This window comes from Bradyrhizobium sp. UFLA03-84, from assembly GCF_002289535.1.
Taxonomy (GTDB): Bacteria; Pseudomonadota; Alphaproteobacteria; order Rhizobiales; family Xanthobacteraceae; genus Bradyrhizobium; species Bradyrhizobium viridifuturi.
On the sequence record NZ_NSJY01000016.1, the window covers coordinates 253,651 to 277,253 of the forward strand.

Annotated in this window: 28 protein-coding genes and 1 tRNA gene; 7 read left to right on the forward strand and 22 right to left on the reverse strand. The window is 65.1% G+C overall.

All coding sequences use genetic code 11. The features are described 5' to 3' along the window. Window positions 1–377 precede the first annotated feature (377 nt). The 4 genes from CK489_RS31180 to psrA form a co-directional block, all read right to left on the reverse strand. The gene (locus tag CK489_RS31180) at window positions 378–1,694 is read right to left on the reverse strand and encodes an MFS transporter (protein WP_095735016.1); all 1,317 of its coding nucleotides are present in this window, start codon (window positions 1,692–1,694) and stop codon (window positions 378–380) included. Window positions 1,695–1,778: 84 nt separating this feature from the next. Next, the gene (gene phnY / locus CK489_RS31185; protein ID WP_095735197.1) at window positions 1,779–3,227 is read right to left on the reverse strand and encodes a phosphonoacetaldehyde dehydrogenase; all 1,449 of its coding nucleotides are present in this window, start codon (window positions 3,225–3,227) and stop codon (window positions 1,779–1,781) included. Between the two features lie 23 nt (window positions 3,228–3,250). After that, a complete protein-coding gene (phnA, locus tag CK489_RS31190) occupies window positions 3,251–4,495 on the reverse strand; it encodes a phosphonoacetate hydrolase (RefSeq protein ID WP_095735017.1) in 1,245 nt (414 codons plus the stop codon). 28 nt (window positions 4,496–4,523) lie between these two features. Beyond that, window positions 4,524–5,654, reverse strand: a complete 1,131-nt coding sequence (gene psrA / locus CK489_RS31195; RefSeq protein ID WP_095735198.1) for an iron-containing alcohol dehydrogenase PsrA — start codon at window positions 5,652–5,654, stop codon at window positions 4,524–4,526. An 80-nt stretch (window positions 5,655–5,734) separates the two neighbouring features. Between psrA and CK489_RS31200 the strand changes: the two genes are divergently transcribed. Then, window positions 5,735–6,622 carry a LysR substrate-binding domain-containing protein gene (locus tag CK489_RS31200; RefSeq protein WP_095735018.1) on the forward strand — a complete coding sequence of 296 codons (888 nt, stop codon included), beginning with the start codon at window positions 5,735–5,737 and terminating at the stop codon, window positions 6,620–6,622. 43 nt (window positions 6,623–6,665) lie between these two features. On the opposite strand, the gene CK489_RS31205 is transcribed toward CK489_RS31200, so the two are convergent. The 6 genes from CK489_RS31205 to CK489_RS31230 form a co-directional block, all read right to left on the reverse strand. Next, on the reverse strand, window positions 6,666–7,094 hold the full coding sequence (locus CK489_RS31205) for a DoxX family protein (protein WP_095735019.1): 429 nt from the start codon (window positions 7,092–7,094) through the stop codon (window positions 6,666–6,668). A gap of 75 nt (window positions 7,095–7,169) precedes the next feature. Further along, a complete protein-coding gene (locus CK489_RS31210) occupies window positions 7,170–7,379 on the reverse strand; it encodes a hypothetical protein (protein WP_050630852.1) in 210 nt (69 codons plus the stop codon). Between the two features lie 129 nt (window positions 7,380–7,508). After that, window positions 7,509–8,672 (reverse strand): MFS transporter, encoded by a 1,164-nt coding sequence (locus tag CK489_RS31215; protein ID WP_095735020.1) that lies wholly within the window; start codon window positions 8,670–8,672, stop codon window positions 7,509–7,511. Beyond that, a complete protein-coding gene (arsC, locus tag CK489_RS31220) occupies window positions 8,669–9,091 on the reverse strand; it encodes an arsenate reductase (glutaredoxin) (RefSeq protein ID WP_095735021.1) in 423 nt (140 codons plus the stop codon). Before arsC ends, CK489_RS31215 begins: the two co-directional genes overlap by 4 nt. Beyond that, window positions 9,088–9,774 (reverse strand): aquaporin, encoded by a 687-nt coding sequence (locus CK489_RS31225; protein ID WP_095735199.1) that lies wholly within the window; start codon window positions 9,772–9,774, stop codon window positions 9,088–9,090. The genes arsC and CK489_RS31225 overlap by 4 nt, the downstream gene beginning before the upstream one ends. Then, window positions 9,774–10,133, reverse strand: a complete 360-nt coding sequence (locus tag CK489_RS31230) for an ArsR/SmtB family transcription factor (RefSeq protein ID WP_095735022.1) — start codon at window positions 10,131–10,133, stop codon at window positions 9,774–9,776. The genes CK489_RS31225 and CK489_RS31230 overlap by 1 nt, the downstream gene beginning before the upstream one ends. Before the next feature lie 49 nt (window positions 10,134–10,182). Between CK489_RS31230 and CK489_RS31235 the strand changes: the two genes are divergently transcribed. Further along, window positions 10,183–10,710 carry a DUF6428 family protein gene (locus CK489_RS31235; protein WP_502694154.1) on the forward strand — a complete coding sequence of 176 codons (528 nt, stop codon included), beginning with the start codon at window positions 10,183–10,185 and terminating at the stop codon, window positions 10,708–10,710. 130 nt (window positions 10,711–10,840) lie between these two features. Here the strand turns inward: CK489_RS31235 and CK489_RS31240 are convergent, their stop codons facing one another. Together CK489_RS31240 and mgtE are read right to left on the reverse strand one after the other, a co-directional pair. Then, complete coding sequence (locus CK489_RS31240; protein WP_050630847.1) at window positions 10,841–11,161, reverse strand: helix-turn-helix domain-containing protein; 321 nt, start codon at window positions 11,159–11,161, stop codon at window positions 10,841–10,843. Window positions 11,162–11,255: 94 nt separating this feature from the next. Then, window positions 11,256–12,677 (reverse strand): magnesium transporter, encoded by a 1,422-nt coding sequence (mgtE, locus tag CK489_RS31245; protein WP_095735023.1) that lies wholly within the window; start codon window positions 12,675–12,677, stop codon window positions 11,256–11,258. Between the two features lie 83 nt (window positions 12,678–12,760). Between mgtE and CK489_RS31250 the strand changes: the two genes are divergently transcribed. Then, window positions 12,761–13,576, forward strand: coding sequence for a polysaccharide deacetylase family protein (locus tag CK489_RS31250; protein WP_095735024.1), 816 nt, complete (start codon window positions 12,761–12,763; stop codon window positions 13,574–13,576). Between the two features lie 96 nt (window positions 13,577–13,672). Continuing rightward, complete coding sequence (locus CK489_RS31255) at window positions 13,673–15,046, forward strand: polysaccharide deacetylase family protein (RefSeq protein WP_095735025.1); 1,374 nt, start codon at window positions 13,673–13,675, stop codon at window positions 15,044–15,046. A gap of 9 nt (window positions 15,047–15,055) precedes the next feature. Here CK489_RS31255 and CK489_RS31260 read toward each other — a convergent pair whose 3' ends face one another. The 3 genes from CK489_RS31260 to CK489_RS31270 all read right to left on the reverse strand — a co-directional run bounded on the left by CK489_RS31260 (window position 15,056) and on the right by CK489_RS31270 (window position 16,103). Next, window positions 15,056–15,430, reverse strand: a complete 375-nt coding sequence (locus tag CK489_RS31260) for a hypothetical protein (protein ID WP_095735026.1) — start codon at window positions 15,428–15,430, stop codon at window positions 15,056–15,058. A gap of 250 nt (window positions 15,431–15,680) precedes the next feature. After that, window positions 15,681–15,765: transfer RNA gene (locus tag CK489_RS31265), tRNA-Leu, on the reverse strand. A 92-nt stretch (window positions 15,766–15,857) separates the two neighbouring features. Next, window positions 15,858–16,103 carry a FliM/FliN family flagellar motor switch protein gene (locus CK489_RS31270; RefSeq protein ID WP_021080574.1) on the reverse strand — a complete coding sequence of 82 codons (246 nt, stop codon included), beginning with the start codon at window positions 16,101–16,103 and terminating at the stop codon, window positions 15,858–15,860. A gap of 60 nt (window positions 16,104–16,163) precedes the next feature. Here CK489_RS31270 and lipB point away from each other — a divergent pair, with 60 nt between their 5' ends. Continuing rightward, window positions 16,164–16,892 (forward strand): lipoyl(octanoyl) transferase LipB, encoded by a 729-nt coding sequence (gene lipB, locus CK489_RS31275; RefSeq protein ID WP_095735027.1) that lies wholly within the window; start codon window positions 16,164–16,166, stop codon window positions 16,890–16,892. Between the two features lie 3 nt (window positions 16,893–16,895). Here lipB and CK489_RS31280 read toward each other — a convergent pair whose 3' ends face one another. Beyond that, the gene (locus CK489_RS31280) at window positions 16,896–17,321 is read right to left on the reverse strand and encodes a tautomerase family protein (protein WP_050630843.1); all 426 of its coding nucleotides are present in this window, start codon (window positions 17,319–17,321) and stop codon (window positions 16,896–16,898) included. Between the two features lie 115 nt (window positions 17,322–17,436). Here CK489_RS31280 and CK489_RS31285 point away from each other — a divergent pair, with 115 nt between their 5' ends. Beyond that, on the forward strand, window positions 17,437–18,294 hold the full coding sequence (locus CK489_RS31285) for a LysR family transcriptional regulator (RefSeq protein WP_095735028.1): 858 nt from the start codon (window positions 17,437–17,439) through the stop codon (window positions 18,292–18,294). 18 nt (window positions 18,295–18,312) lie between these two features. Here the strand turns inward: CK489_RS31285 and CK489_RS31290 are convergent, their stop codons facing one another. Genes CK489_RS31290 through CK489_RS31305 form a run of 4 tightly spaced genes read right to left on the reverse strand, consistent with a single transcriptional unit; the run spans window position 18,313 to window position 21,432 of the window. Next, window positions 18,313–18,738, reverse strand: coding sequence for a hypothetical protein (locus CK489_RS31290; protein ID WP_095735029.1), 426 nt, complete (start codon window positions 18,736–18,738; stop codon window positions 18,313–18,315). Window positions 18,739–18,749: 11 nt separating this feature from the next. Next, complete coding sequence (locus CK489_RS31295; RefSeq protein ID WP_095735030.1) at window positions 18,750–20,186, reverse strand: TIGR01777 family oxidoreductase; 1,437 nt, start codon at window positions 20,184–20,186, stop codon at window positions 18,750–18,752. After that, window positions 20,183–20,848 carry a DUF4166 domain-containing protein gene (locus CK489_RS31300; protein WP_095735031.1) on the reverse strand — a complete coding sequence of 222 codons (666 nt, stop codon included), beginning with the start codon at window positions 20,846–20,848 and terminating at the stop codon, window positions 20,183–20,185. The genes CK489_RS31295 and CK489_RS31300 overlap by 4 nt, the downstream gene beginning before the upstream one ends. Before the next feature lie 26 nt (window positions 20,849–20,874). Next, entirely contained in the window at window positions 20,875–21,432 is a 558-nt protein-coding gene (locus tag CK489_RS31305) for a GbsR/MarR family transcriptional regulator (RefSeq protein WP_050421614.1), read from the reverse strand. Between the two features lie 176 nt (window positions 21,433–21,608). On the opposite strand from CK489_RS31305, the gene CK489_RS31310 reads away from it, so the two are divergent. Next, window positions 21,609–22,421 carry a class I SAM-dependent methyltransferase gene (locus CK489_RS31310; RefSeq protein WP_050630884.1) on the forward strand — a complete coding sequence of 271 codons (813 nt, stop codon included), beginning with the start codon at window positions 21,609–21,611 and terminating at the stop codon, window positions 22,419–22,421. Here CK489_RS31310 and CK489_RS31315 read toward each other — a convergent pair. Both CK489_RS31315 and CK489_RS31320 read right to left on the reverse strand, forming a co-directional pair. Continuing rightward, entirely contained in the window at window positions 22,418–22,717 is a 300-nt protein-coding gene (locus tag CK489_RS31315) for an acylphosphatase (protein ID WP_050630840.1), read from the reverse strand. The genes CK489_RS31310 and CK489_RS31315 overlap by 4 nt on opposite strands. After that, window positions 22,714–23,580, reverse strand: coding sequence for an isocitrate lyase/PEP mutase family protein (locus tag CK489_RS31320; protein ID WP_095735032.1), 867 nt, complete (start codon window positions 23,578–23,580; stop codon window positions 22,714–22,716). Before CK489_RS31320 ends, CK489_RS31315 begins: the two co-directional genes overlap by 4 nt. Between the last annotated feature and the right edge of the window lie 23 nt (window positions 23,581–23,603).

Here is a 23,603-nt window from a genome sequence, read left to right on the forward strand (position 1 = left end):
TGTTCGCTCCTCTGCCGGCAGATTGTTTCTTGCCCTGGCGTGACCCTCGTCATCGAAGGTCGTTGGCCTCTCCTGCCCCGCGAGAAGTCTGCTTCAAGGCGGTCGAGGCGACAAGCACATTTTGTATTCTGCATACACTTTTTTATATCATACTGATATTGCGCGATATTATATCCATCCAGCCCTGACATTAATCAGGTAATGGCGAGGAATTGGGCGCCGGTTCGCTTGCCCGCGCGGGCTTTTTCAGGGCCTTGGCCCGGCGTTGCGGCTCCGGCGATCGCGCAGATCGGTGGTCTGCGCTTTCCAAAAAACAGCGGTCCGCGCTTCCCGTGGAAGCGCGGACCTGTCTTGGAGCCGCTGCTGCGGGCCGCTCGTCAGCGGCGGATGAAGGCCGCCACGACCGCGCTCGACGTCGCACAGATCGCGACGACGAGGAACACCAGCGAGGTCTGGTTATGCTTGTCCATGACATGACCGATGATGGGCTCGCCGAGACCCGCGAACAGGTAGGCGAAGGAGTTCATCACCCCGGTTGCGGTCCCTGCCCGCTTGTGGCCGACCAGGTCCGGGCACAGCGCCCAGAACGAGGATTGCGGGCCATAGGTGAAGAAGCCGCACAGGAACAGCACCGTCATGCCGAGATAGATGTCGGACGTCGGGATCGCATACATGCAGAGCGCGGTGACAGCGGCCAGAACCATGTAAAGCACGATGGCAAGGTAACGCCGCGAGCCGAACACCTTGTCCGAAATCCAGCCATTGCTGAACGCACCCACCGCCATGCCGACCGGCAGCGCGATGCTGATCCAGCGCGGATCGACCGCCGAAGTGGCGCCGGCCTTGGCCCAGTTGCTGCCGAGGAAGTGCACCGGCACCCACACCAGCAGCCCATAGCGCGCCGCGTTCTGGAAGCCGATCGAGACGCCCGCCACCAGCAGGCGCCAGTTCGACAGCACGGCCTTGTACCGCGCCAGCGAGCCCTCATTGGCGTCGACCGCGGCTTCCGTTGCTGTGACATCGTCGGCCTCGTCATGCGGCGAGGCAAAGCTCATGTCCTCCGGCTTCTCGCGCGCGATCAGATAGAACGCGATGCCGCCGAGCAGCAGCAACACGACGGGGATGCGGAAGATCCAGCGCCAGTCGAGCTGGAAATAGCCGACTACGACCAGCGAGGTGACGAACGACAGCACCGAGGCGAGACCGGCCGCGAATGTGTAGAGCCCGTAGACCGTGCCGCGCTCGTGCCGACCCCACCAGTTCGACAGCAGCCGGCTGCCGGGCGCCCATCCCATCGACTGGAAATAGCCATTGATGCCCCAGAACGCGGTCAGGCTGACGATGCCCGTCGACAGGCTGGTCGCCCAGTTCATGATGAAGGAGAGGATCGCGCCTGCGCTCATCACGCGGCGGCCGCCGAACTTGTCACCGAGGTTGCCGTTGATCGCCTGCCCGACGGCGTAGCACCAGAGCAGCGCCGCGCTGGCCCAGCCCAGCGCCTCCTTGGTGACGCCGAACTCGGCCTGGATGCCGGGAATGGCGAAGCCGAAGGTTTGCCGCCCGGTGTAGAAGAACAGATAGCAGAACATCGCCGCGAACAGCATCCGCCACTGCGCGCGGCGGAACGACGTCGCAAGCTCCGGATTCTGCACCCCGACCGAGCCGACGCTCGACGGACTGAACGTAATCGACATTGAGGCCTCCCCTTTGTTTTGGTTGATTCTGTCGGCCGCCGCGATGTTGTTGTTCTGTGCGTGCGGCCCCTCGTCGGCGCTGCTCTAGACCGGCCAGGGCAGTGAGTAGGTCTTGACGTTGGTGAAGCTCTTGATCGCCTCCTGCACGCCTTCCTTGTAGCCAAGGCCGGAGTCCTTGATCCCGCCGAACGGCGACATCTCGATCCGGTAGCCCGGCACTTCCCAGATGTTGACGGTGCCGACATCGAGCTCGTTGACGAACCGCGTGATGTAGTCGAGCCGGTTGGTGCAGACGCCGGACGACAGGCCGAACGCGGTCGAATTCGAGATCCGGATCACGCTGTCGATGTCGTTGGGCACCCGGATGATCGGGATCACCGGACCGAAGGTTTCCTGCATCACCAGCTCACTGGTGTGAGGAATCCGGTCGACCACCGTCGGCGGATACAGCGCGCCGTCGCGGCCGTTGCCGTGCAACAGTTCGGCACCGTCGGCGACCGCCGCGTTGACGCGCCGCTCGAATTCCTTGGCCGCGCCCTCATGGATGACGGTGCCGACATCGACCGTCGGGTCCATCGGATCGCCGCACTTCAGCTTGCGCGCCTTCTTCAAAACGAGGGCAGCGAAATCGTCGGCCACCGCCTCGACACAGAGGATGCGTTTGACGGCGGTGCAGCGCTGGCCGGAGTTCTTGGTCGCGCCGGTGACCGCAAGCTCCGCCGCCTTTTCGAGGTCGGCGTCCTCCATCACGATCAGTGGATCGTTGCCGCCGAGCTCGAGCACCAGGCGCTTGTAGCCTGCCCTGGTGGCGATGTGCTTGCCGACCCTGACCGAGCCGGTGAATGTCACGAGATCCGCGTCCGGATCGGTGATCATCGCATCGCCCATCGAATGCGGATTGCCTGTGACCACCGACAGCATCTCCGGCGGCAGCCCGGCCTCGTACAGCACGTCGGCGAGGGCGAGCGCGGTCAGCGGCGTCAGCTCGGTCGGCTTCAGCACCACGCGGTTGTTGGTGGCGATCGCCGGTGCGATCTTGTGGCTCACCATGTTGAGCGGATGGTTGAACGGTGTGATCGCCGAGATCGCGCCGAGCAGCGGCGTGCGCGTCGTGAAGATCTTGCGCGCCTTGCCCTGCGGGCTGATGTCGCAGGAGAAGGTCTCGCCGTCGTCCTGGATCGCGAGCTGGCCGGCAAAGGAGTAGACGTCGTAGGCGCGGCCTGCCTCGTAGAGCGAATCCTTCCAGCACAGGCCGGATTCGGCGGTGATCAGCCGCGCGAACTCCTCCTTGCGGCTTGCGAGTATCTCGGCGGTGCGCAGCAGGATGCGCTGGCGCTCGTAGCGGGTCAGCTTCGGCTTGAACGCCGCCGCCTTGGCGAAGGCGCTGCGCACATGCTCCGGCCGCGCCGCCGGAACCGTGCCCACCACCTTGTTGGTGTAGGGATTGAAAACCTCGACATGCTCGTCGGTGTCGACGAGGCTGCCCGCGATCCGCATCTGCTCATGGCGAGCGGCAGCGCTCTGGATGTTCATGTTGGTGTCCTCAAGTCCGGATGTCACTGGATGCGGTTGAGCGCGACGTCGAAGGCGTCGAAATTGCGCAGGGCGTGACCGGCCGGCAGCGCAATCTTGCGGTTGGCGATCAGCGGCACCCGCTCCTCGGTCAGCCCGCCATGCGAGCGCAGCGGCTCGGTGAGGCCTGAGAGATCGTGGCGAGACTCGCTGGTGCCGAGCACCTTGTGCCTGGTCGAGATCACCACGATGTCGCCGATCCGGTCCGGCGGCAGCTCGAACCTGGCGCAGGCGTCCTTGCGGGTCAGCGCGACCTCGATGCCCTTGGTGTCGCGCAGCCGCATCAGCAGCGTGCCGACGTCGGCGCCCTCGGGCGTGTAGATCGTGGCGAACGAGCCGAGCGAGCCGTGATGGGCAACATAGGGATCGGTGATCGGCAGGATCACGCGCGCGGCGCCCGCCCCCGTCCAGTCGTCCATGACGTCCTGGAGGTAGATCACGTCGGGCTTGCCGTCCGGCAAGAACTTGTCGTTCATGCCATGGTCGGCGGTCGCCACGATGTTGCAGCCGAGTGCATCCAGCCTGGCAAGATAGCCGTCGATCATCGCGTAGAAGTCATTGGCGATCTTGGTGCCGAGCCCGACCTTGTGCTGGATGTAGTCGGTGGTCGACAGGTACATCAAATCCGGACGATGACGCTCGACCAGCTTGACGCCGGCGGCGAACACGAAACGCGACAGATCGGCCGAGTAGACTTCCGGCAGCGGAAGGCCGACGAAATCGAGCACGTTATCGATGCCGTTATTGGCCTTGGTGGCCTGGTCGGCTTTCTCCGACGAGAACGCGATGGCGCGGCCGCTCGCATAGTCGAGCCCGTAGGCCAGCAAGGTGCGCAGCTTGTCCTTGGCGGTAACGGCGGCCACCTTGTAGCCCGCGTCATGGACCCCGGCGAGGATGGTCGGTGCGCGCAGGAATTTCGGATCGTTCATCATGACCTCGGCGTTGCTCGCCGTGTCGTAGAAATAGTTGCCGGCGATGCCGTGCACCGCAGGCGGTCGTCCGGTGATGATCGAGAGGTTGTTCGGATTGGTGAAGCTCGGGATCACGCTGGCGGCATGGACATGCGCGCCCTCCTTCATGAAGCGCGCGAAGGTCGGCGCGACGCCGGCCTCGATCGCTCGCTCGATGTAGCCAGGCTCCGAACCGTCGAGGCAGATCACGACTGTCGGCCGGGTCGGTGCGTCGTAATCACGCCCGTTGACGGTGATGGTCTTGCGATTGTCTTGCATGAGATGTCTCCTTATCGCTGCGCCGTCGTCACGCGCTCACGGCGCTCGGCATGCGCTGGGTGTGCGCTGCCTCGATCAACCGCTCCTTCGATCCCAGGAAGTTGCGGCCGCGCTCTCCTTCGAGCGAGTCCGCGATCAGCGCGTGCCATTCCGCACGCTCGATCCTGTAGGCGGCCGGATTGCAGGAGATGCCGAGCCGCGCCATGAAGTCCTCGAGATCGTCCGCGGCGCGCGCCAGGTCGGTGCCGAAGATCTGCCTGAGGCTGTCCTCGCAAAGGCCGCCCGCCCCCTTCACGCTGCGCAGCACCATCGGCAGCGAGAACGAGCAGGCGATGCCGTGCTGCACGCCGTGGCGCAGCGTGATGGGATAGGACAGCGAATGCGCAATCGCGGTCTTGGTGTTGGAGAACGCCAGCCCTGCAAACAGTGCCGCCTGCGCCATGCGGCTGCGCAGCTCGAGATTGCCGAGATCGTTGGCGAGCTTCGGCAGCACGTCGAGGACACCGCGCGCCGCCGCCACAGCGTGGTTGGCCGACACCGGATTGTTGTTGACGTTCCAGATGCTCTCCAGCGCATGCGACAGCGCGTCGAGCCCGGTGCTGATGGTGAGAAGCTGCGGCTTGCCGAGCATCAGGCGCGGATCGATCACCGCATGGGTCGGATAGAGCGAGGGACGCGCCAGCGAGTATTTCTTGCCGTTGGCCTCGTCCCACACCGTGCCCCAGCACGTCACCTCGCTGCCGGTGCCCGCGGTGGTCGGCACCGCGATGATCGGGATCGCCGCAAGCCGTTCGGCGCCCTGTTGCGTCTCCAGATAGGTCTTCACGGTCGCGAAGTCGCCGCCGGCGGCAGCGAACACTTTTGCGGAGTCGATCACCGAGCCGCCGCCGAGCGCGACGATCACTTCCGGCTGTTTCGCAAGCCCGGCAAAGCGCGCGGTCTGTGCCGTGAGCAGCCGGTAGTCCGGATTGGGCGCGACGTCGCGGATGGTCAGGATCGAAGGCCCCGCCGCGGCGCGCAGTCGGCGCTCGAGTTCGTCGAAGAACGGCTCGCCATAGGTGACGAGTGCGTAGGCGCGCTTGCCGATCAGCGCCGGCAGCTTGTCGAAGCTGCCGGCCCCGAATTCGATCCTTACCGGGTTGGAATAAGTCCAGTCCATCCGCGCGTCCTCCATTTGGCGCGAAGCTACGGCACCGGCTGCTATTGACAAATTCATTCTACGGATGCGTTCTATTGATTATGTCAATAGTGTTCAGCCAGCTGCGCGCCTTCCATGCGGTCGCGGCCCATGGCGGCTTCACCGCGGCCTCGCGTGTGCTCCATGTCGGGCAGCCGACGCTGACCATCCAGGTCAAGGAGTTGGAGGAGACCTACGGCGTCGAGCTTCTGATCCGGAAGCCCAGGCATACCGAGCTCACCGAGGCCGGAGCCGCGCTGTTCGAGATCACCCGCGGCATCATGACGTTCTGCGATGAGGCCCACGACCTGTTGGCCGCGCACGGCAAGGCGACCAAGGGCCATCTCAGGGTCGCGACCGTCGGGCCGTTCCATGCCACCGAGATCATCGCCGCCTTCAAGCGCGATCACCCGGAGGTGCAGATCTCGACCCTGCTCGGCAATTCCGAGCGCACCTTCCGCCACATCGTCGACTTCGAGGCCGACGTCGCGATCCTGGCCGAGGTGCCCGAAGACCCGCGCGTCACCATGATCCCGTACCGCACCCACCGCGTGATCGTGTTCGTCAATCGCGATCACCCCTGGTTCAAGCGCAAGTCGGTCAGGCTGCGCGAACTTGCCGACCAGCCGATCGTGTTGCGCGAACGCGGCTCGACCACCCGGCGCGCCTTCGAGGCGACGATTCAGGCCGAGGGCATCAGCATCGAGCCGGTATTCGAGATCGAAAGCCGCGAAGGCGTCTGGAAGGCGGTTGAGCGCGGGCTCGGCATCAGCGTCGTCGCCGACTTCGAATTCGTGCCGCATCCGAACCTGCGCGCGCTCGAAATCAGCGACCGCACCATCAAGACCCAGTACAGCATCGCCCATCACAGCGGGCGCAGCCACTCCCCGATCATCAAGGCGTTCATCGATACGGTTCGGCGGATGAAGGGCAGCGGCCGCAGCAGGTGAAGCGCTCGCGCGCCGCACGCATGCGCCAATCCAATTGCGACCGTCAGGCCGCGGTTGCTTGAAGCCGGCGCTGCCAAGGCAGCCTTGGAACCTTCACTGCAAACGCGCCATCGCCGAGCAACGCCTGGACGGCCAGCATGATCGCCCAGACGAACGGCAGCTCCCAACCCGCTTCCGTGAACCAATAGCCCTTCCGCTGCATCCAGAACTGGGTTGCGCCAAGCATCATCGGGATCGCGTAGATGCTGATCCAGCGCGTATAGATGCCAAGCAGCAGCAGAACCGCCGCCCCGAATTCGGCGCTCAAGGCATAGCCAAGAACCCATTCGGGATAACCGAGCTTGGCAAGGCCGTTCCACCACAGGCTGATCGGCTTGAGCACGCACTTGCCGTAGAGATGCGCGATGAACAGCCCCGCAATCGTCACGCGCAACAGCAAGGCAGCATAAGGGGCAGTTCTCTGATCGATCATGAGCACCTCCCAAGGAGTCGTCTGTCGCAATCCCAGAATAGCGATGATCGGCCGGGCTTGCGCCGCGGTCGCAAACTATGCGTCCTCGTCGAAGCGAGCCAAGGCGGCCTCGATGAGCTCGATCTCCTCGCGGAGCGTGTCATTCACGACCGATGGCCTGAAGCCTGGGACGCTGTGTGCTTGAACACCGTCCAACAGCCGTTGGCGGTGGTCCCTGAGGTCCTGCAGCGCTTGACGGTTCTTCAACGATACATAGCCGGCAATGATCTGCTCGATGGCGTTCATTGGAAATCCACGGTTCAAAAAATAACGTGCTGCAATCCCTCGATTAAAACGGCTAAATGGCTATCCTGGCAAGCCCCATGACGCTGTGCCGGAAGCTCGCTCGCGCCGCCGCGGTCGCATGGTGGAGATCTATGATGGGGTCTTCGGCTCGGCCTTGAGTGCGAACAGCGCCAGAAGCGCGGCCACGCTGAGTGCCGATGTGACTGCCAGCGTGTAGCCGCCGAGCGGCGAGATCAGGAAGCCGAAAACCAGCGGTGCGATGGCCTGGGACAGCCGCGACGGTGCGCCGAGCAGCCCCAGGCGGTAGCCGTAGTCCTTCGGACCGAAGATCGCCAGCGGCAGCGTGCCGCGCGCAATCGTCAGGATTCCATTTCCGGCACCGTGCAACAGAGCGAAGACTCCCGCGAAGCCACCGCCAAACAGGCCGATGACGCACGCACCCAGCGGATGCGTGATGCAGGCCAATCTCGCCGACCACAGCGGGTGGAAGCGCTTGAGCAGGCTCGCTTCGACAATCCGCGCCGCCACCTGCGCCGGGCCGATCAATGCGCCCGCCGCGATCGCCTGCGCCTGCGTCGCGCCGAGTGATTCCAGAATGCGGGGCAAATGCACGGCCATCGCCGACGTGACGCTCCAGGCCGCCGCGAATGCAAAGGCAAGCAACACCATCGCACGGTCGATCGGGATATTCGGGTTGGCTGCATCGGCCGTGATCCGGTGTTCTCGCTTCAGCCTGGGGATCAGGAGGCCATTGAGCGGCAAGCAAATCAGAATATGTGCAGCCGCCCAGCCGAAGCAGGTCCAGCGCCAGCCGATGGTTGAGAGGCCCCACGCGCTGAGCGGCCAGCCGATCGTGCTGGCAAACCCTGCGATCAAGGTGATGCCGGTGATGGAGCGGCGCGCGGTGTCGCCATAGATGCGCCCGAGCGCAGCGAAGGCCGCATCGTACAGACCAAGGCCCATGCCGACGCCGAGCAGTAGCCAGCTCACTGCCATCAGCACACCGCCCTGCGCGAGCCCAAGCAGGATCAGCCCGGACGCCAGAATAAGGTTGGACGCGCAGAGCACTTCGCGCCCGCCCATGCGGTCGATCTGGCGGCCGACGCGCGGACCGAGCAATCCGGAAATCACCAGCGCCATCGAAAACGCGGCGAACAGCCAGTTCGTCGATATGCCGAGATCTCGCGCGATCGGGTCCGCGAGAATGGCGGGCAGATAGTAGCTCGACGCCCAGGCAAGGGTTTGCGTGGTGCCGAGCGCGACGATCAGCAGGTTATCGGCGCGGCGGCTCATCCGGCGCGAGCACCCGGCGTCTTGGGCGACACCACTTCGCCGTCTTCCTTGGCGAATTGGCCGATATCGGTGGCGAGAAGGTCAAGGACAGCTTCGGACGGCCGGCACAGTTTCGCGCCCTTCGGCGAGACCACGATCGGCCGGTTGATCAGGATCGGATGCGCCATCATGAAATCGATCAGCTCGTCGTCGCTCCATTTCGGATCGCCGAGATCGAGCGCCGCAAAGGGCGTGCCCTTCTCGCGGAGCAGCGCACGCGGTGTCATGCCCATGGCAGCGATCAGCGAGACAAGCTTGTCGCGCGAGGGAGGATTCTTGAGATATTCGACGATCTCGGGCTCCTCCCCGCTCTGTCGGATCATCGCCAGGGTGTTACGCGAGGTCCCGCAATTGGGATTGTGATAGATCGTGATCGTCATCGGATTGCTTCCTTTGTCGGTTCCGCGCCCCGCAGGAGCCACGTCATGAATGCGAGCGCGACGATCGCTCCCAAAACTTCGGCGACGATGAAGCCCGGCAGGTCCTGCGCGCGGATGCCGGAAAACGTGTCGGTGAATGATCGCGCGATCGCGACCGCCGGATTGGCGAAGGATGTTGATGCGGTGAACCAGTATGCGGCAGTGATATAGAGCCCGACCAGCCATGGAATCGCGGCCTCGCGAAACCGGAGGCCACCGATGATCGTTGCGACCAGTCCGAACGCTGCAACGAATTCCGCAAACCACTGCGGAAATCCCGTCCTTGCCTTTGCGGAGAACTCCAGGAGGGGCAGGCCGAACATGGCATGTGCGATGATTGCGCCCAGGATTCCCCCGAGCACTTGTGCCGCGATGTACTGCGCGGCGTGCGGCGGACGAAGCTCGCCCTTGAGCGTGAACACCAGCGTGACCGCCGGATTGAAGTGCGCACCGGATACCGGCCCAAGGATCGTGATCAGCACCACCAGAATGGCGCCGGTCGGAAGCGTGTTGCCGAGCAGCGCCAATGCGACGTCCTTGGTCAGGGTCTCGGCCATGATGCCGGAACCGACGACGGTCGCGACCAGCAGCAACGTACCAAGGCCCTCGGCCGCAAGGCGTCGTGGCAGGTCGAACTCCCTCATCAGGCCCGCGCCTTCTTCTTGGCCGTGGAGGGCCGGCACTGGGCATCGGCGAGCGCCGGAGCGCAGATTTCCGGGTGGCCGGCGCAGCAATCCTTCATCAGGAAGGCGATGAGATCGCTCAAGCCGGTGAAATCCGCCGAATAGATGATCGAACGCGCCTCGCGGCGCGGCGCGATCAAGCCGGCATGCTCGAGGTCCTTCAGATGAAAGGACACGTTGGACGGCGACGCTGCGACCGCCTCGGCGATCGCCCCTGCCGCCATTCCGTCGGGACCCGCCTGCACCAGCAACCGCACGATCCGCAGCCGCGTTTCCTGCGACAGCGCGGCGAAGGCGGTTCGGGCTTGACGCTCGTCCATCTTTCGATAATCCTACAATTCAATAATCATTGAAATGAGGATAGCAGCCGTGAACACGCTTGCCAATACCCGATCGATCGTCGGCGCCCTGCTTCCGGTGGAAGAGCTCTCATCCGAAGCGCTGCTTTCCGGCCTCGAGGCGCACAAGGAAAAGCCGCTGATCTTCACCTACGACGGCCGGGACGTCCGCCCCAGCTACCACGTGACCGAGGTCAAGACCGGTTCGTTCAGAGGACTCGATTGCGGCGCGAACCCCGAGAGCTGGAGCGAGACCTTCATTCAACTCTGGGACATCGAGGAGGAAAACCGCGGCCACATGCCGGCCGGCAAGTTCCTCGCAATCATCCGCAAGGTCGACGAAGCGGTCGGCTTCGATCCGCAGGCCAAGCTGACCTTTGAGGTGAGCGACGGCGTGCGGCCGATGCAAATCTATCGCGCGGAGCGCATGGACGTCGGCGACACCGCGATCCGCGTCTATCTCTCGGCGCGTCCGTCGAGCTGCAAGCCCCGCGACCGGTGGCTGCAGGAACAGCAATCCTGCTGCGCTCCAAAGGCCAAGCAGCCTTGCTGCGGCTGAACGCCGATCACTGGGGCCGCTGTCCCCTGCATGGTTATCGATCCTGGCTTTCGCCAGGACGACGGCGGCGAATGTGGCGCGTTGGCGCGATCTATTCGCTGACAATGATGGCGAAGAACGCCCTACCCGCTCAAGCGGCGGTCGGCTCGCTCGACAGAGCGGCGAACACGGTTTCCGGCGAATGCGCGATCACGGCGAGCAGCGCGCGAGCGGGTCCCCGCGGCGCGCGCTTGCCCTGCTCCCAGTTGCGGATGGTTTCCACGGGTACGCCGAGCTTGGCGGCGAATTCGAGCTGGGTGAGCTGGGCGCGGCGGCGCAGATCCCGCACCGCGGGTCGCGCGACCGCAGGGTGCATCGCCACCTCGGCCGGGTGTGCGGGCACGAGCGGGATTTCCTGCCCGTCGCGCAATTCGACGATCCGTCCGTCCGCCTTGAGCCGCAACCGCTGCATGATGGCCCCCGTGATGGCCCCTTTGGAGATAGGAGCATCATCCGCCAACCCCGTTAAGGCGCGATTAACGATAAACCGGCCCTCGGGCGCCGGCCTATTTCAGCCCGAACCACAACGTGGCGATGCCGAGAAACGAGAAGAAGCCGACCACGTCGGTGACGGTCGTGACGAAGGTGCCGGAGGCGACCGCAGGATCGGCGCGCACCCGTTCCAGCACCATCGGAATCAGGATGCCGCCGAGCGCGCCGGCAACCAGGTTGCAGATGATCGCAAGCCCGATCACGACGCCAAGGCCCGGGATCTTGAACCAGGCCACCGCGGCGATGCCGGTGATCACCGCAAAGGCGATGCCGTTGACGAGACCGACCATGGTCTCGCGCAGCACCACGCGCATGGCGTTGAACGCACCGAGCTCGCGGGTGGCGAGCGCGCGCACCGCGACCGTCATGGTCTGGGTCGCGGCATTGCCGCCCTGGCTCGCCACGATCGGCGCCAGCACCGCGAGCGCCACCATCTTCTCGAGCTGGCCTTCGAACAGGCCGAGCACCGACGAGGCCAGAAACGCGGTGGCGAGATTGACCAGCAGCCAGTTGAAGCGGCCGCGGGCGATGGTCCAGACCGTGTCGGACAGCTCTTCGGGATGGGTGACGCCGCCAAGCGCCTTGAGGTCCTCGTCGGCCTCCTCCTCGATCACGTCGACGACGTCGTCGATGGTGATCACGCCGACCAGCCGGTCAATGGTGTCGACCACGGGCGCTGCGACCAGATTGTACTTGCCGAAGATCCGCGCGACTTCTTCCTGGTCCTCCAGCGCGGAGACCCGGCGACGGTCCTCGTCGATCAGGTCCGCAATCGGAACCGGGCGCCGCGTGCGCAGCAGCACGTCGAGCGGCACCGCGCCCAGCAGATGCTTGTCGGCATCGACCACATAGATCTCGTAAAATCGATCGGGCAGATCGGGCGTATCGCGCATGTAGTCGATCGCCTGCCCGACCTTCCAGTCCGGCGGCACTGCGATGAACTCGGTCTGCATCCGCCGGCCGGCGGAATTCTCCGGATACAGCAGGCTGCGCTCGATGTCCTCGCGCTCGGCCGCCGGCAGCTTTTCCAGGATCTCTTCCTGGTCCTCCTCGTCGAGGCTTTCCAGGAGCTCGACGGCGTCGTCGGATTCGAGCTCGCGGACGCCCTCCGCGACCGTCTCCGGCTCGAGTTCCTCAAGGATTTCCTCGCGGACCGTCTCGTCGACCTCGTTGAGCGCCGAGAAGTCGAAATCGGTGCCCGTGATCTCGACCAGGGTGACGCGGTCGTCCGGCTCCAGCGCCGCGATCAGGTCGCCGAGGTCCGCCTCGTGCAGTTCCGCCACGACCTCGCACAGCAGCGGTCGGTCGGCGGCATGGATCGCCCGGGTGATCTCCTCGACGAATTCCGGGCGGAGCTGGCCCTCCTCGTCCCGCATCGGCATCCGGGCGAGCGGGTCGGCCTCGGCGGGTTCGGCAACGTCGATATTCTCGGCCATGCCGTGTTTCGCCGGTTTGACAGGAGGTGAAAAACTGCTTGATTGATGCGGACCGGATTACCTAATCGGCGGGGGCCAGTGCAATGAGAAATATGTCGAGCGCACCACGACCGATCCTGAACGTCATCGCGACGTTGCTCGCACTCGCGCCTTGTGCGCTGCTCGGCACGGCGCACGCCGCCGAATGCCTTCGTAAGGATGCGCTCGGCACCTCGCGTGTGCTCGAGGTCGATCCTGCGACCTATCCGCGCGTCGGGCTGAAGAGCTTCCCGCAGACCCTGCCGCTCAGGGATGGCGAGGTCGTGCTGACCTTCGACGACGGACCGACGCCCGGTGTGACCGACAAGGTGCTGACGGCGCTGGCCGCCGAATGCGTGCAGGCCACCTTCTTCATGGTCGGCCGCAACGCGGCTGATCACCCCGACATGGTGCGCAAGATCGCCCGCCTCGGCCACACCATCGGCTACCACACCTGGGACCATCCGCATCTCAACAAGATGCCTCTCGATCAGGCCGAGGCGAACATCAACCGAGGGATCGAAGCGGTCCAGATGGCCCTGCGCGGCACCGCCAGCACGGTCCCGAGCACGCCGTTCTTCCGGTTCCCCTATTTCGAGTCGACACCTGCGCTGCTCGGGCGCCTGGAAAAGCGCGGTATCGCGGTGTTCGGAGCCGATTTCTGGGCCAGCGATTGGAACAAGATGACCCCCGAGGAGGAACTCAAGCTGCTCACCGGGCGGCTCGAAGGCCACCGCAAGGGAATTATCCTGCTGCATGACCCGCAAATGCGGACCGCCGAGATGCTTCCGGCCTTTCTAAGGTACCTGCAGGAGCATAATTATCACATCGTCCACATCGTCCCGACGGCGATGAAGACCGTGTCTGACCGGACACGTTGAACCCGGCACCCAAGCTGGATTACAGACCGTTAAGGCGGCATTCATGGGGCCGCCCTTAAGGATTCGTCAGTGCGTTTGGAATGCGGCCGAGATTCGATGATTGCAAACGTCCTGGTGATGATCCGGAAGCGGTCGCGGACCGTGATCGGCGCGGCACTGCTGGGCTGCTGCTTCATGACGCCGCAGGCCGCCCTTGCTGTGGACTGCCCAGGTAACCCCAACGCGCTCGGCACATCGCGGACCATCGTCGTCGATCCCAAGGAGCATCCGCGGATCGGCACCATGCAGTATCCGGAGACGCTGCCGCTCGCCGATCACGAGGTGGTGCTGACCTTCGACGACGGGCCGCTGCCGAAATACAGCAACCAGGTGCTGGCGATCCTCGCCAGCCAGTGCGTCAAGGCGACCTTCTTCACGATCGGCTCCCAGGCCCGGTTCAATCCGGAGGGCGTGCGCAAGCTGATCGCGGCTGGCCATACCGTCGGCACGCACAGCCAGAACCATCCGCTGACGATGAACAAGATGCCGCTCGAGCGGGTGAAGCAGGAGGTCGACGACGGCATCGCCTCGACGCTCGCCGCGCTCAACGGTGACAAGAGCAAGCTCGCGCCGTTCTTCCGGATTCCCGGCCTGATGCGCGCCGAGATCCCGGAAGCCTATCTGGCGTCGCAGGGCATCCAGGTCTGGAGCGCCGACTTCCCGGCCGACGACTGGCGCCACATCTCGCCGCAGCGGGTCTACGACCTCGCGATCCAGCGCATCGAAGCCAAGCACAAGGGCATCCTGCTGCTGCACGACATCCAGCCGCGCACGGTGGCGGCGCTGCCGCGCATCCTCAACACGCTGAAAGAGCGCGGCTACCGCATCGTCCACGTCGTGCCGGCGACACCTGACCGTCCGGCGACGCCAACTGAGCCACAGCAATGGTTCATGCATCCGCCGACCGAGACGGTGGCGACCACGCGCTGGCCGAGAATCCCCAACTTCGTCTTCACCGCGACGCGGATGCTGCCGGCACCTGTCTTTGCCGATCTGGATTGGCGTGACGCCGACATCCTCGACCATGCCCAGCGCGCCCGGATCGGCGTGCCGGTCCGCACGGCATGGCCGCAGCCGCAGGTCGCGCAGCTCGCGCCGGTCTCGACATTGCCGATCCCGGCTGCCGACGTGTTTCGCGTTCCCGAAGCGCTGGACCTGACCCTGCTCGCGGCGCGCTCGGCGACGAATCGACGCCTCGCGCAGCGCGCGGCTGCTCCAGCCGCCGGCACACCGCGCGCACAGGCGATCTCGGCGCGGCAGGCGAGGCATCCGAAGCAAGCCGCGCATCAGATCCCTGCGGCAGCTCATGGCAAAGGCCGCGGCGGGCTCATGCACGTCGCGCCGCCGGCTGCAAGCAACGCATCGGTTCACGTCGCCAAGCGCACCCCGCGCGCCGAAGCCTCGGCGGCCGGCAAGCGCGTGCAGGACTAGCGCGCGATCCTAGCTGGCGACGATCTTGGCGACGCAGAGCAGAATCACCAGCGCCAGGAAGAAGATGTCGATGTAGGACTTGATCTCGCCGGCATGCCTGAGCTCGGTGACATCGGCGACGATTTGCTTGCGCGAGGCGCTCGCATTGGGCCCCTCGCCGGCCGCTGCGGCCAGCCGCCGCGTCTCGCCTTCGAGGCGCTCGATGCGCTGAAAGAAATAGAACGAGCGCAGACCGGAAAGCGCATGCATCACCGCATAGACCAGGACCAGGATCGCGACCGTCGCGCGCTGCTCGTATTTTTCCAGCAGGTTCAGCGTGAAATAGACCAGCCCCAGGAACACGAAATTGGAGACGGCACGGTAGGCGTAGCTAGCAAAGATCATCGGGAGCTCCGGGTGGGGCAGGCTTGCGGCGGCGCGCTGAGGAAAAGCGGCTGCCCCTCCGATCGGCGGCGCCGAACCGGCAGGCCACGCAACCGCGAATCTATCTGACCGGTGTTACAGGAGCGCATCGAGCGGCACCTCAGCGCCGCAGCCGGCCCTCGCCGGGAGCTGCCCGGCGAGTATAGGACCGGCACCGCCGGCGACCGGCCCTGCATCGAAAAATCCAGCGATTTCAAGGATCAGCTGAGGGTGGTGCGCTCGGAGGGACTCGAACCCCCACGGTGTTACCCACTGCCACCTCAAGGCAGCGCGTCTACCAATTCCGCCACGAGCGCTAAGGATGTCGGATGGAACCCTAAGGCGCCGCCGCATCGACGGGGCCATGTAACAAATCACGGATGCAGGGACAAGCCGCTTGATGCTTGAATTAACTGCGAACCCCGGGAGATTTCGGCAGCATTTGCTTGACCTCGACCGCAATCCGGTTGCGGTCGACCAGGACCACGCCGCTGGCCACCGGCAGGTTGTTGGCGAGGATCTTGACCTCGTCGGCCTCGGTGGCATCCAGTTCGATGATGGCGCCGCGGGAGAGCCGCATCACCTGGTGAATCGGCATCGTGGTGGTGCCAAGGACCACCATGAGATCAACGCTGACTTTATCGAGGGTGGGCACTTCTGAACCGCCGAACGGGAACTAAATTGTTGGTTCAACTGACCACGTTAGGGTTAGCTAATGGTTAACGACCGCCAAAGCCTCGATTTGACGACCTTTGCGCGCCCTGCGGGCGGCGAAGCCGTCGAATGGCGGATCTCGGATCGTCCGGTGCCCTACCCCGATTCTCTCGCTGCGATGGACGCACGGGTTGCCGCGATCGCCACAGGCGAGGCAGCGGAGCTGGTGTGGCTGCTGGAGCACCCGCCGCTCTACACTTCCGGCACCAGCGGCAAGGCGGACGACCTGCTCGATCCACGCTTTCCGACCTTCCAGAGCGGCCGCGGCGGCCAGGTCACCTATCACGGCCCGGGCCAGCGCGTGGCTTACGTGATGCTCGACCTCAAGCGGCGGCGGCCGGATGTGCGTGCCTATGTCGCCTCACTGGAAGAATGGATCATCCGCACCCTCGCCGCCTTCAACGTCCGCGGTGAGCGCCGCGAAGACCGCGTCGGCGTCTGGGTGAAGCGCCCGGACAAGGGGCCGGGCCATGAGGACAAGATCGCCGCGATCGGGGTGCGGCTGCGCCGCTGGGTCTCGTTCCACGGCATCGCGATTAATGTCGAGCCCGACCTCTCCCACTTCCAGGCGATCGTCCCCTGCGGCGTGGTCGATCCGCGCTATGGCGTCACCTCCCTGATCGATCTCGGGCTGCCGGTCACGATGGCCGATGTCGATGTCGCGCTCCGGCAGGCATTTATCGAGGTGTTCGGCGACACCGCGGCGCGCCTGCCGGAAGCGACGCTGTAACGTTCACGCCGCCTTCTGCGGCGCGACTTCGAGCTTGCCGGCGATGTAGCGGCGTTCCTGGGTCAGGCCGCCGAAACCGTAGGCATCGCCCCTCACTTCGTCGACATGCGCGTAGCTCTCGGTGTGGAGCGGCCCGAGCAGCTCGCCCATCCGCTTGAACAGCGCGGCGAGATAGGCCGCCTTCTCGTCCTTGGTGTTGGTGCCTTCGCTGACATGGACGTCGAGCCAGTAGCTTGCCAGCCCCTGCTCGGCGAGCGACTTGCCGCCGGCGAACCAGTCGGCGGCATCTGCGGACTTCACGATAATTGCGGTGACCTTGGGGTCCTTGTGCAGAATCCCGGCGGTCAGCTCCGACACGGCGCCCGCGATGTCGGACTTCAGCGACGGCCTCTCGCGGGAGGTTGCATAAGTGACTGTGATGAGGGGCATGATCGGTCTCCTTGAGTTCGGTTGGCGCGGGTCAATCGCGCCTCCTCTAGCTAGACCTTTGCGTATCATCTTGGTATCTTATCTATATGGATAGCAATGATAACGATCATTGATCATGACCGTCACGCTCGACATCGATACCGTGCAGGCCTTCCTCCTCGTCGCCGAGCTGCAGGGCTTCACCCGCGCCGCCGAGGCGCTCGGCACCACGCAGGCGGCGATCAGCATGAAATTGCAGCGGCTCGAAACCGTGCTCGGCAAGCGGCTGGTCGAGCGGTCGCCGCGCGCGGTGCGGCTGACCGCCGACGGTGCCGCCTTCCTGCAGCACGCCCGCGCGCTGATCGAGGTGCATGATCGCGCACTGTCCGGCGAGAAGCCGGCGCGGCAGCAGCTCACACTCGGGATCAGCGATCACGCCGCCGGCCCGGAGCTGGTGCCGCTGCTGGAGCGGTTGCACGCGATGGCCTCGCAGCTTGCACTCTCCGTGACCATCGGATTCTCGCGCAAGATGCTCGATGCCTATGATGCCGGCGAACTCGACGCCGTCATCGTGCGCCAGGAAGGCAGCCGGCGCGGCGGCGAGAAACTGACCGAGGATGAATTCGGCTGGTTCGCCGCCAGGCGCTTCGTCTGGCCGCGCGGCGATGCCTTGCCGCTGGCAACGCTCGCGCCACCGTGCGGCGTGCGCGCATTGGCCGTCCGCGCACTCGACAAGGCCGGCATCGCCTGGACCGAAAGCTTCGTCGGCGGCGGCGTCACCGCGGTGGTATCAGCCGCGCTCGCGGGTCTCGCCGTCGCGCCCCTCGTCCGCCGCATCGCGCCGCCGGGTTTGATCGATATCGGACCAACCCACAAGCTCCCGCGGCTCGGTGCGTCAAAGGTAATGCTGCATTCGAAGGTCAGCGCCCCCGCCAAGCTCGCGGCGTTACCGACGTTGGCTGCGACGTTTCGGAGCGTGGCGGCCGCGACATAGTGCAAGCAACACCATGGGTCACATCGAGTCCTCGCGGGCCGCCAGTTCGCCCATGACGAACCAGTAGGTCAGGCCCGCGATACATCCGGCCGCGATGAACAGACAAACAAGCCCTGAAGTCCAGACGGCCGGCGAGCGAACGAGCACGCTGATGCTCAACGCGCCGATCGCAGCGCCGGCGCAAGCGAAGAAGCCGGCAGCCCGGATTCGGAATTCCTCGGCGAGCCAGACGACCAACGCCGCGGGAATTGCGGTGAGCAGACAGGTGATGACGAAGACCACGACCGACGGAAGCAGCAGCACGACGATGCCGCCCAGCAATCTCGTTATGTTGCCACCCGACGTGATCATCAGAATGGTCTGGACGACACCGGAAAGAACCGCGGTCGCGGCGCCGCAGCCCGCGAGCCAGCCGCCGATTGAACGACAACACGTGCTGGACATACGCCCCTCCTCTACAAGATCGCGTCGAACGCGCTGCGTAGCGTCTCGTGCCGGAACACGAAACCGTTGCTCAGCGCCTTGTTTGGCAACACGCGCTGGCCGCCGAGCAAGAGCTCATTGGCGAAATCGCCGCCGACGGCACGGAGCAGCGCGGCCGGCACGCGAAAGATCGTGGGCCGGTGCAGGCGACGTCCCAGCTCCTCGGTGAATTTCGTGTTGGTCACCGGGATCGGCGCGGTTGCGTTGACCGGTCCCGAAAACTCAGGCTTCGCGATCACATGGGCGATCAGGCGCACCAGATCGTCGCGCTCGATCCACGACATCCACTGCCTGCCGGAGCCGAGCGGCCCGCCGAGACCGAATTCGAACGGCGTCAGCATCCGCGTGATGAAGCCGCCATCGGTACCGACCACGAGGCCGATCCGCAAATACGCCACGCGCACGCCGTGGTCGGCGGCGGGCTTCGCCGCATTCTCCCAGGCCTCGCACAGCTCGTGACTGAAGCAGGCATGGGACTTCGCCGACTCCGTGAGCACCTGGTCCTGCCAAAGCCCGTACCAGCCGATCGCGGAGCCGCTCACCAAGATCTGCGGCTTGCGCTCGAGCCGCGCGATCAGCTTGACGACATCGGCCGTCATGTCGATCCGCGAGGCGATGATCCTGCGGCGCTTGGCCTCGGTCCAAAGCCCGTTGCCAATCGGCTCGCCCGCGAGATTGACGATGGCGTCGATCCTGGTCTCGGCTGGCAACTGATCGAGGCTCGTGATCAACGCCACCGGTGGCGGCAGCATCTCGGCCTTCGCCGGATTGCGGATCAGCGCGATTACCTGATGGCCCGACGCGGTGAGGCTTGCGACTAGGCGGCTGCCGATGAAGCCGGTCGCGCCGGTCACCAGCACGGTCTGCCCCGCTGGCAATTTCTCGACCAGCGTCGCGGCCGGCCGGCTCGCCATCCGTGCGAGGCGCGTGGCCGCAGCAAAGTCTCGTGCGCCGAACAGCGCAGCTCCAAAGGCCGCGGCCGTCGCGAACAGGCTCAGGAGCCCTGCAAAGGCCGGCGCGACGGCAGCCGGCAGCATCGCCCAGCCGATCAGCACGGGCACCAGCAGCACGAGGATCGCGCCGTAATTGATCGCCAGCAGCGTGTGATTGATCCGCTCGCTCGGCGGCAGCTTCCGGCTCAAATCCTCCTCGACGAAGTCCATCAGCGTGATCACGACCTCGACGACCAGCACGGCCATGATGGCGATCGCAAGAATGCCGTGGACCTCGAGCCAGCCGAGCACCAGGAACAGCAGCGCATAAAGCATGTTGCGCACGCTGTGCAGCTGCAGCTCATGGCGCTGCGAGGGACGCCATGCGAGCCGCTCGGTGAATTCGTGGTGATAGAAGGTATCGAACGCGCCCATCGCGATCTGGATGGCGACCAGGATCCACAGTAACGGCGTCATAACGAAGCCTCCCTGAACACGGCGGACTGACGGATCAGCCGGCCGAAACGCGGGTGGATGATCTCCAAGGTGAAGCGGAAGTCGCCGCAGCCGAGATCGGAATGGGTCACGGTGAGATCGCCGGGGGTGAGCCATTCGGGCAGCAACAGCCGGAATGGACCGAGCTGCAGCGAATAGCCGACGCTACGAAACACCAGCGCCTCGTGCTCGACCGCGATCGTCAGCGCCATGCTGAGGCCGAAGCCGACATACTCCTCAAGTCCGGTCGGGCCGGCAAAACGCTTGGCGGAATGAATCACCTGCGGGAAGCCGTCGCGCCGCGCGCAGATGCGGGTCCAGATCTGGCCGCCGCTGGCGGCGTCCTCGGTGACCGTGACGATCATCGGCACGCGCGTCTCGCTGCCGGTCGGGAGCGGCCCGCCGATCAGCCGCGCAACCTGCGCCAGCCACCAGCCGGCGCGGCTGCTCGCGGCTTCCTCGACCTCACCGACATAGACGACGGTGTTGCCGTCCTCGAACCGCTTCGAGAAGCGGCGCCAGATCGCGACCGGCAGTCGGCCCCAATCCTCGTCCGGCAGCAGCGCACGGAAGCGATGATCGTCGAGCAGTTTGGTATCGGAAGCCGGCGCTGTCTTTAAGGTGGATATCCTTGCTGACGTCATCGCACACTCCCGTTACGCCGATGCCCCTATTTGGCTCTGCCCGTTGGCAGGAAACTCACGATCTTCTCGCCGAGCTTGATCAGCGCGACCAAACGCGGCCGCGGCACGTTCAGCATCTGCGTGTACCAGCGGTCGACAAGCTCGGTGAATGTCAGCATCTCCTTCAGCCGCTTGCTGGCGAGCGGACTGATCGCGGGATCGTCGGCCGCGTCGGAGACGCAGGCGCGCAGCGCTGCAAGCGCGGGATCGATCTCGCGCTCCTTGCGCCCGGCCGCGATCTTGGCGGCGACCTCCCAGATGTCGGTCTCGGCCTCGAAATGATCGCGACGGTCGCCGAGGATCGGCACCCGCCGGATCAAGCCCCAGGACAACAGCTCCTTGATCGAGTTGGAGACGTTGGAGCGCGCCATGCCGAGTGTGTCGGCAATGTCCTCCGCCGTCATCGGCGCCTCGGCGAGATAGAGGAGCCCGTGGATCTGGCTGACCGAGCGGTTGACGCCCCACTCGTCGCCCATGTCACCCCAATGCAGGATGAAGCGCTCGACGACGGCGGGAAGCTTTCTCTTGGCAGTTATTTCTGTCATGACAGAAATATCAGATTATTCGGAGCAGAAGTCAAGAGCCGCGACCGCTGCCGCGGAATTGGGTTACGGCGCCATTCGAGGCGTTGGCGCGGACGAACCGCTGGTCCATACTTCGGAGGCAGCTACTGTCCGTGACGGCCAGGACGGCCATCTGCTTTTTTGCAAAGGAATGCATGATGACGGCGCCCCTTTCCGACAAGGTATTCGCGGGATCGGTCCCGCAGCTCTACGACCGTCTGATGGTGCCAATGATCTTTGCGCCGTACGCCAGTGACCTCGCGCAGCGCATCAAAGGCCATCGGCCGCGCGACCTGCTGGAGATCGCGGCCGGCACCGGGGCCGTCACCACCGTGCTGGCTACGGAATTGCCCGAGACAAATATTACCGCGACCGACCTCAACGAGCCGATGCTGGCGCAGGCGAAGACGCGCCTCGCGGACCAGCCGAACATCCGATGGCAGCAAGCCGACGCGCTGTCGCTGCCGTTTGCCGACGCGAGTTTCGACATCGTCGCCTGCCAGTTCGGCGCGATGTTCTTCCCCGACCGCGTCAAGGGTTTCGCCGAAGCGCGGCGTGTGGCCAGGCCCGGCGGACGGTACTTCTTCAACGTCTGGGACAAGATCGAGGCGAATGATTTCGCCGACGTGATGCAGCAAACGATGTTCCAGGTGTTCCCAAGCAACACGCCGCAATTCATGGCGCGGACACCGCACGGTTACCATGATCCGGCACGCATTCGCGCCGACCTGGTCGCCGCAGGCTTTCGCGACATCGCCATCGAGGTGGTCACCCTTCGCAGCCCCGCCGCTTCACCGGAGGATGTCGCCATCGCCTATTGCCAGGGCACGCCGATGCGCGGCGAGATCGAGGCGCAGGGTCAATCTGCGCTCGAGGCCGCAACGCAGCGCGTGGCGGAGGCCTTGGCGCACCGCTTCGGCAACGGTCCTCTGGACGGCAAGATTCAGGCGCTGGTGATCTCGGCCGCCTAGACCGTCGGCAGGAATACGAACCGCTCGCCTGCCCCGCGCAGGTTCAAAAGGTCTGATGTGCCGTCATCGGTCTGCACGCGGTCGACGCGCGCCGAGATTGGGCCGCGCCCGCACGCTTTGATCATGTCGGCAACAATGTCTTCGGAGCCGGCGAACACGGCCTCGACGCTGCCATCACGGCGGTTGCGGACCCAGCCTTCGAGGCTGCGCGCGTTCGCATGTTCGTGAACCCAGGCGCGATAGCCGACACCCTGGACGCGTCCGGTGATCGTGACGTGGCGGATCACGCCGCTCATTTCTTCAGGCCGAGAAACTCGCCGCTGCGCGTCTTGATCTCCGCTTCGCGCATCACGCGGCTGGTCAGATCGGACGACGCGATGCCCTTGAGGTTCTTCGGCGAGGTGCCTTCGCGCAGTGCCTTCAGGGTCTCATAGACCGCCTGGGTTGCGGCTGCGAACGGCGCATGGCCCTGCAACGCGATCCTGACGCGCTGACCAGCCAGATAGTCCAGCGCGGTCATCTCCTCAGGCGCGCCGCCGAGCACGATCGGCAGCGAGGTCGCGGCCGACAATGCCTCCAGCTCGCCACGCGATTTGATGCCGGTGAAGAACAGTCCATCGACGCCGACCGCCTCGTAGGCCTTGGCGCGCGCGACCGCATCATCGAGATCAGTGATCGAGACCGCGCCGGTCCGGCCCAGAATGACGAGCGACGGATCGCTGCGCCCGTCGAGCGCGGCCTTCATCTTGCCGACGCCTTCCTCGAGCGAGATCAGCTGCGTCTTGGCCTGGCCGAACGCCTGCGGCAGCAGCGTATCCTCGATGGTGAGGCCGGCGGCACCGGCGGCTTCCACCTCCTGGACCGTGCGGCGGACATTGAGCGCGTTGCCGTAGCCGTGGTCGGCATCGACCAGCACCGGCAGGGTCGACGCGCGCGACATGCGGCGTATCTGCTCGGCGAATTCGGTGAGCGTGATCAGCGCGATGTCGGGATCGCCGAGCACGGCGAGCGAGGCCACCGAGCCTCCGAACATGCCGAGCTCGAAGCCGAGGTCCTCCGCAATCCGGATCGAGGTCGCGTCATAGACCGAGCCCGGACGAATACAGCCCGATCCGTTGAGGATGGATCGCAGTGCTTCGCGGCGTTTGCGGAAGGCCATAAGGACACCCTTTCTCAACGTCA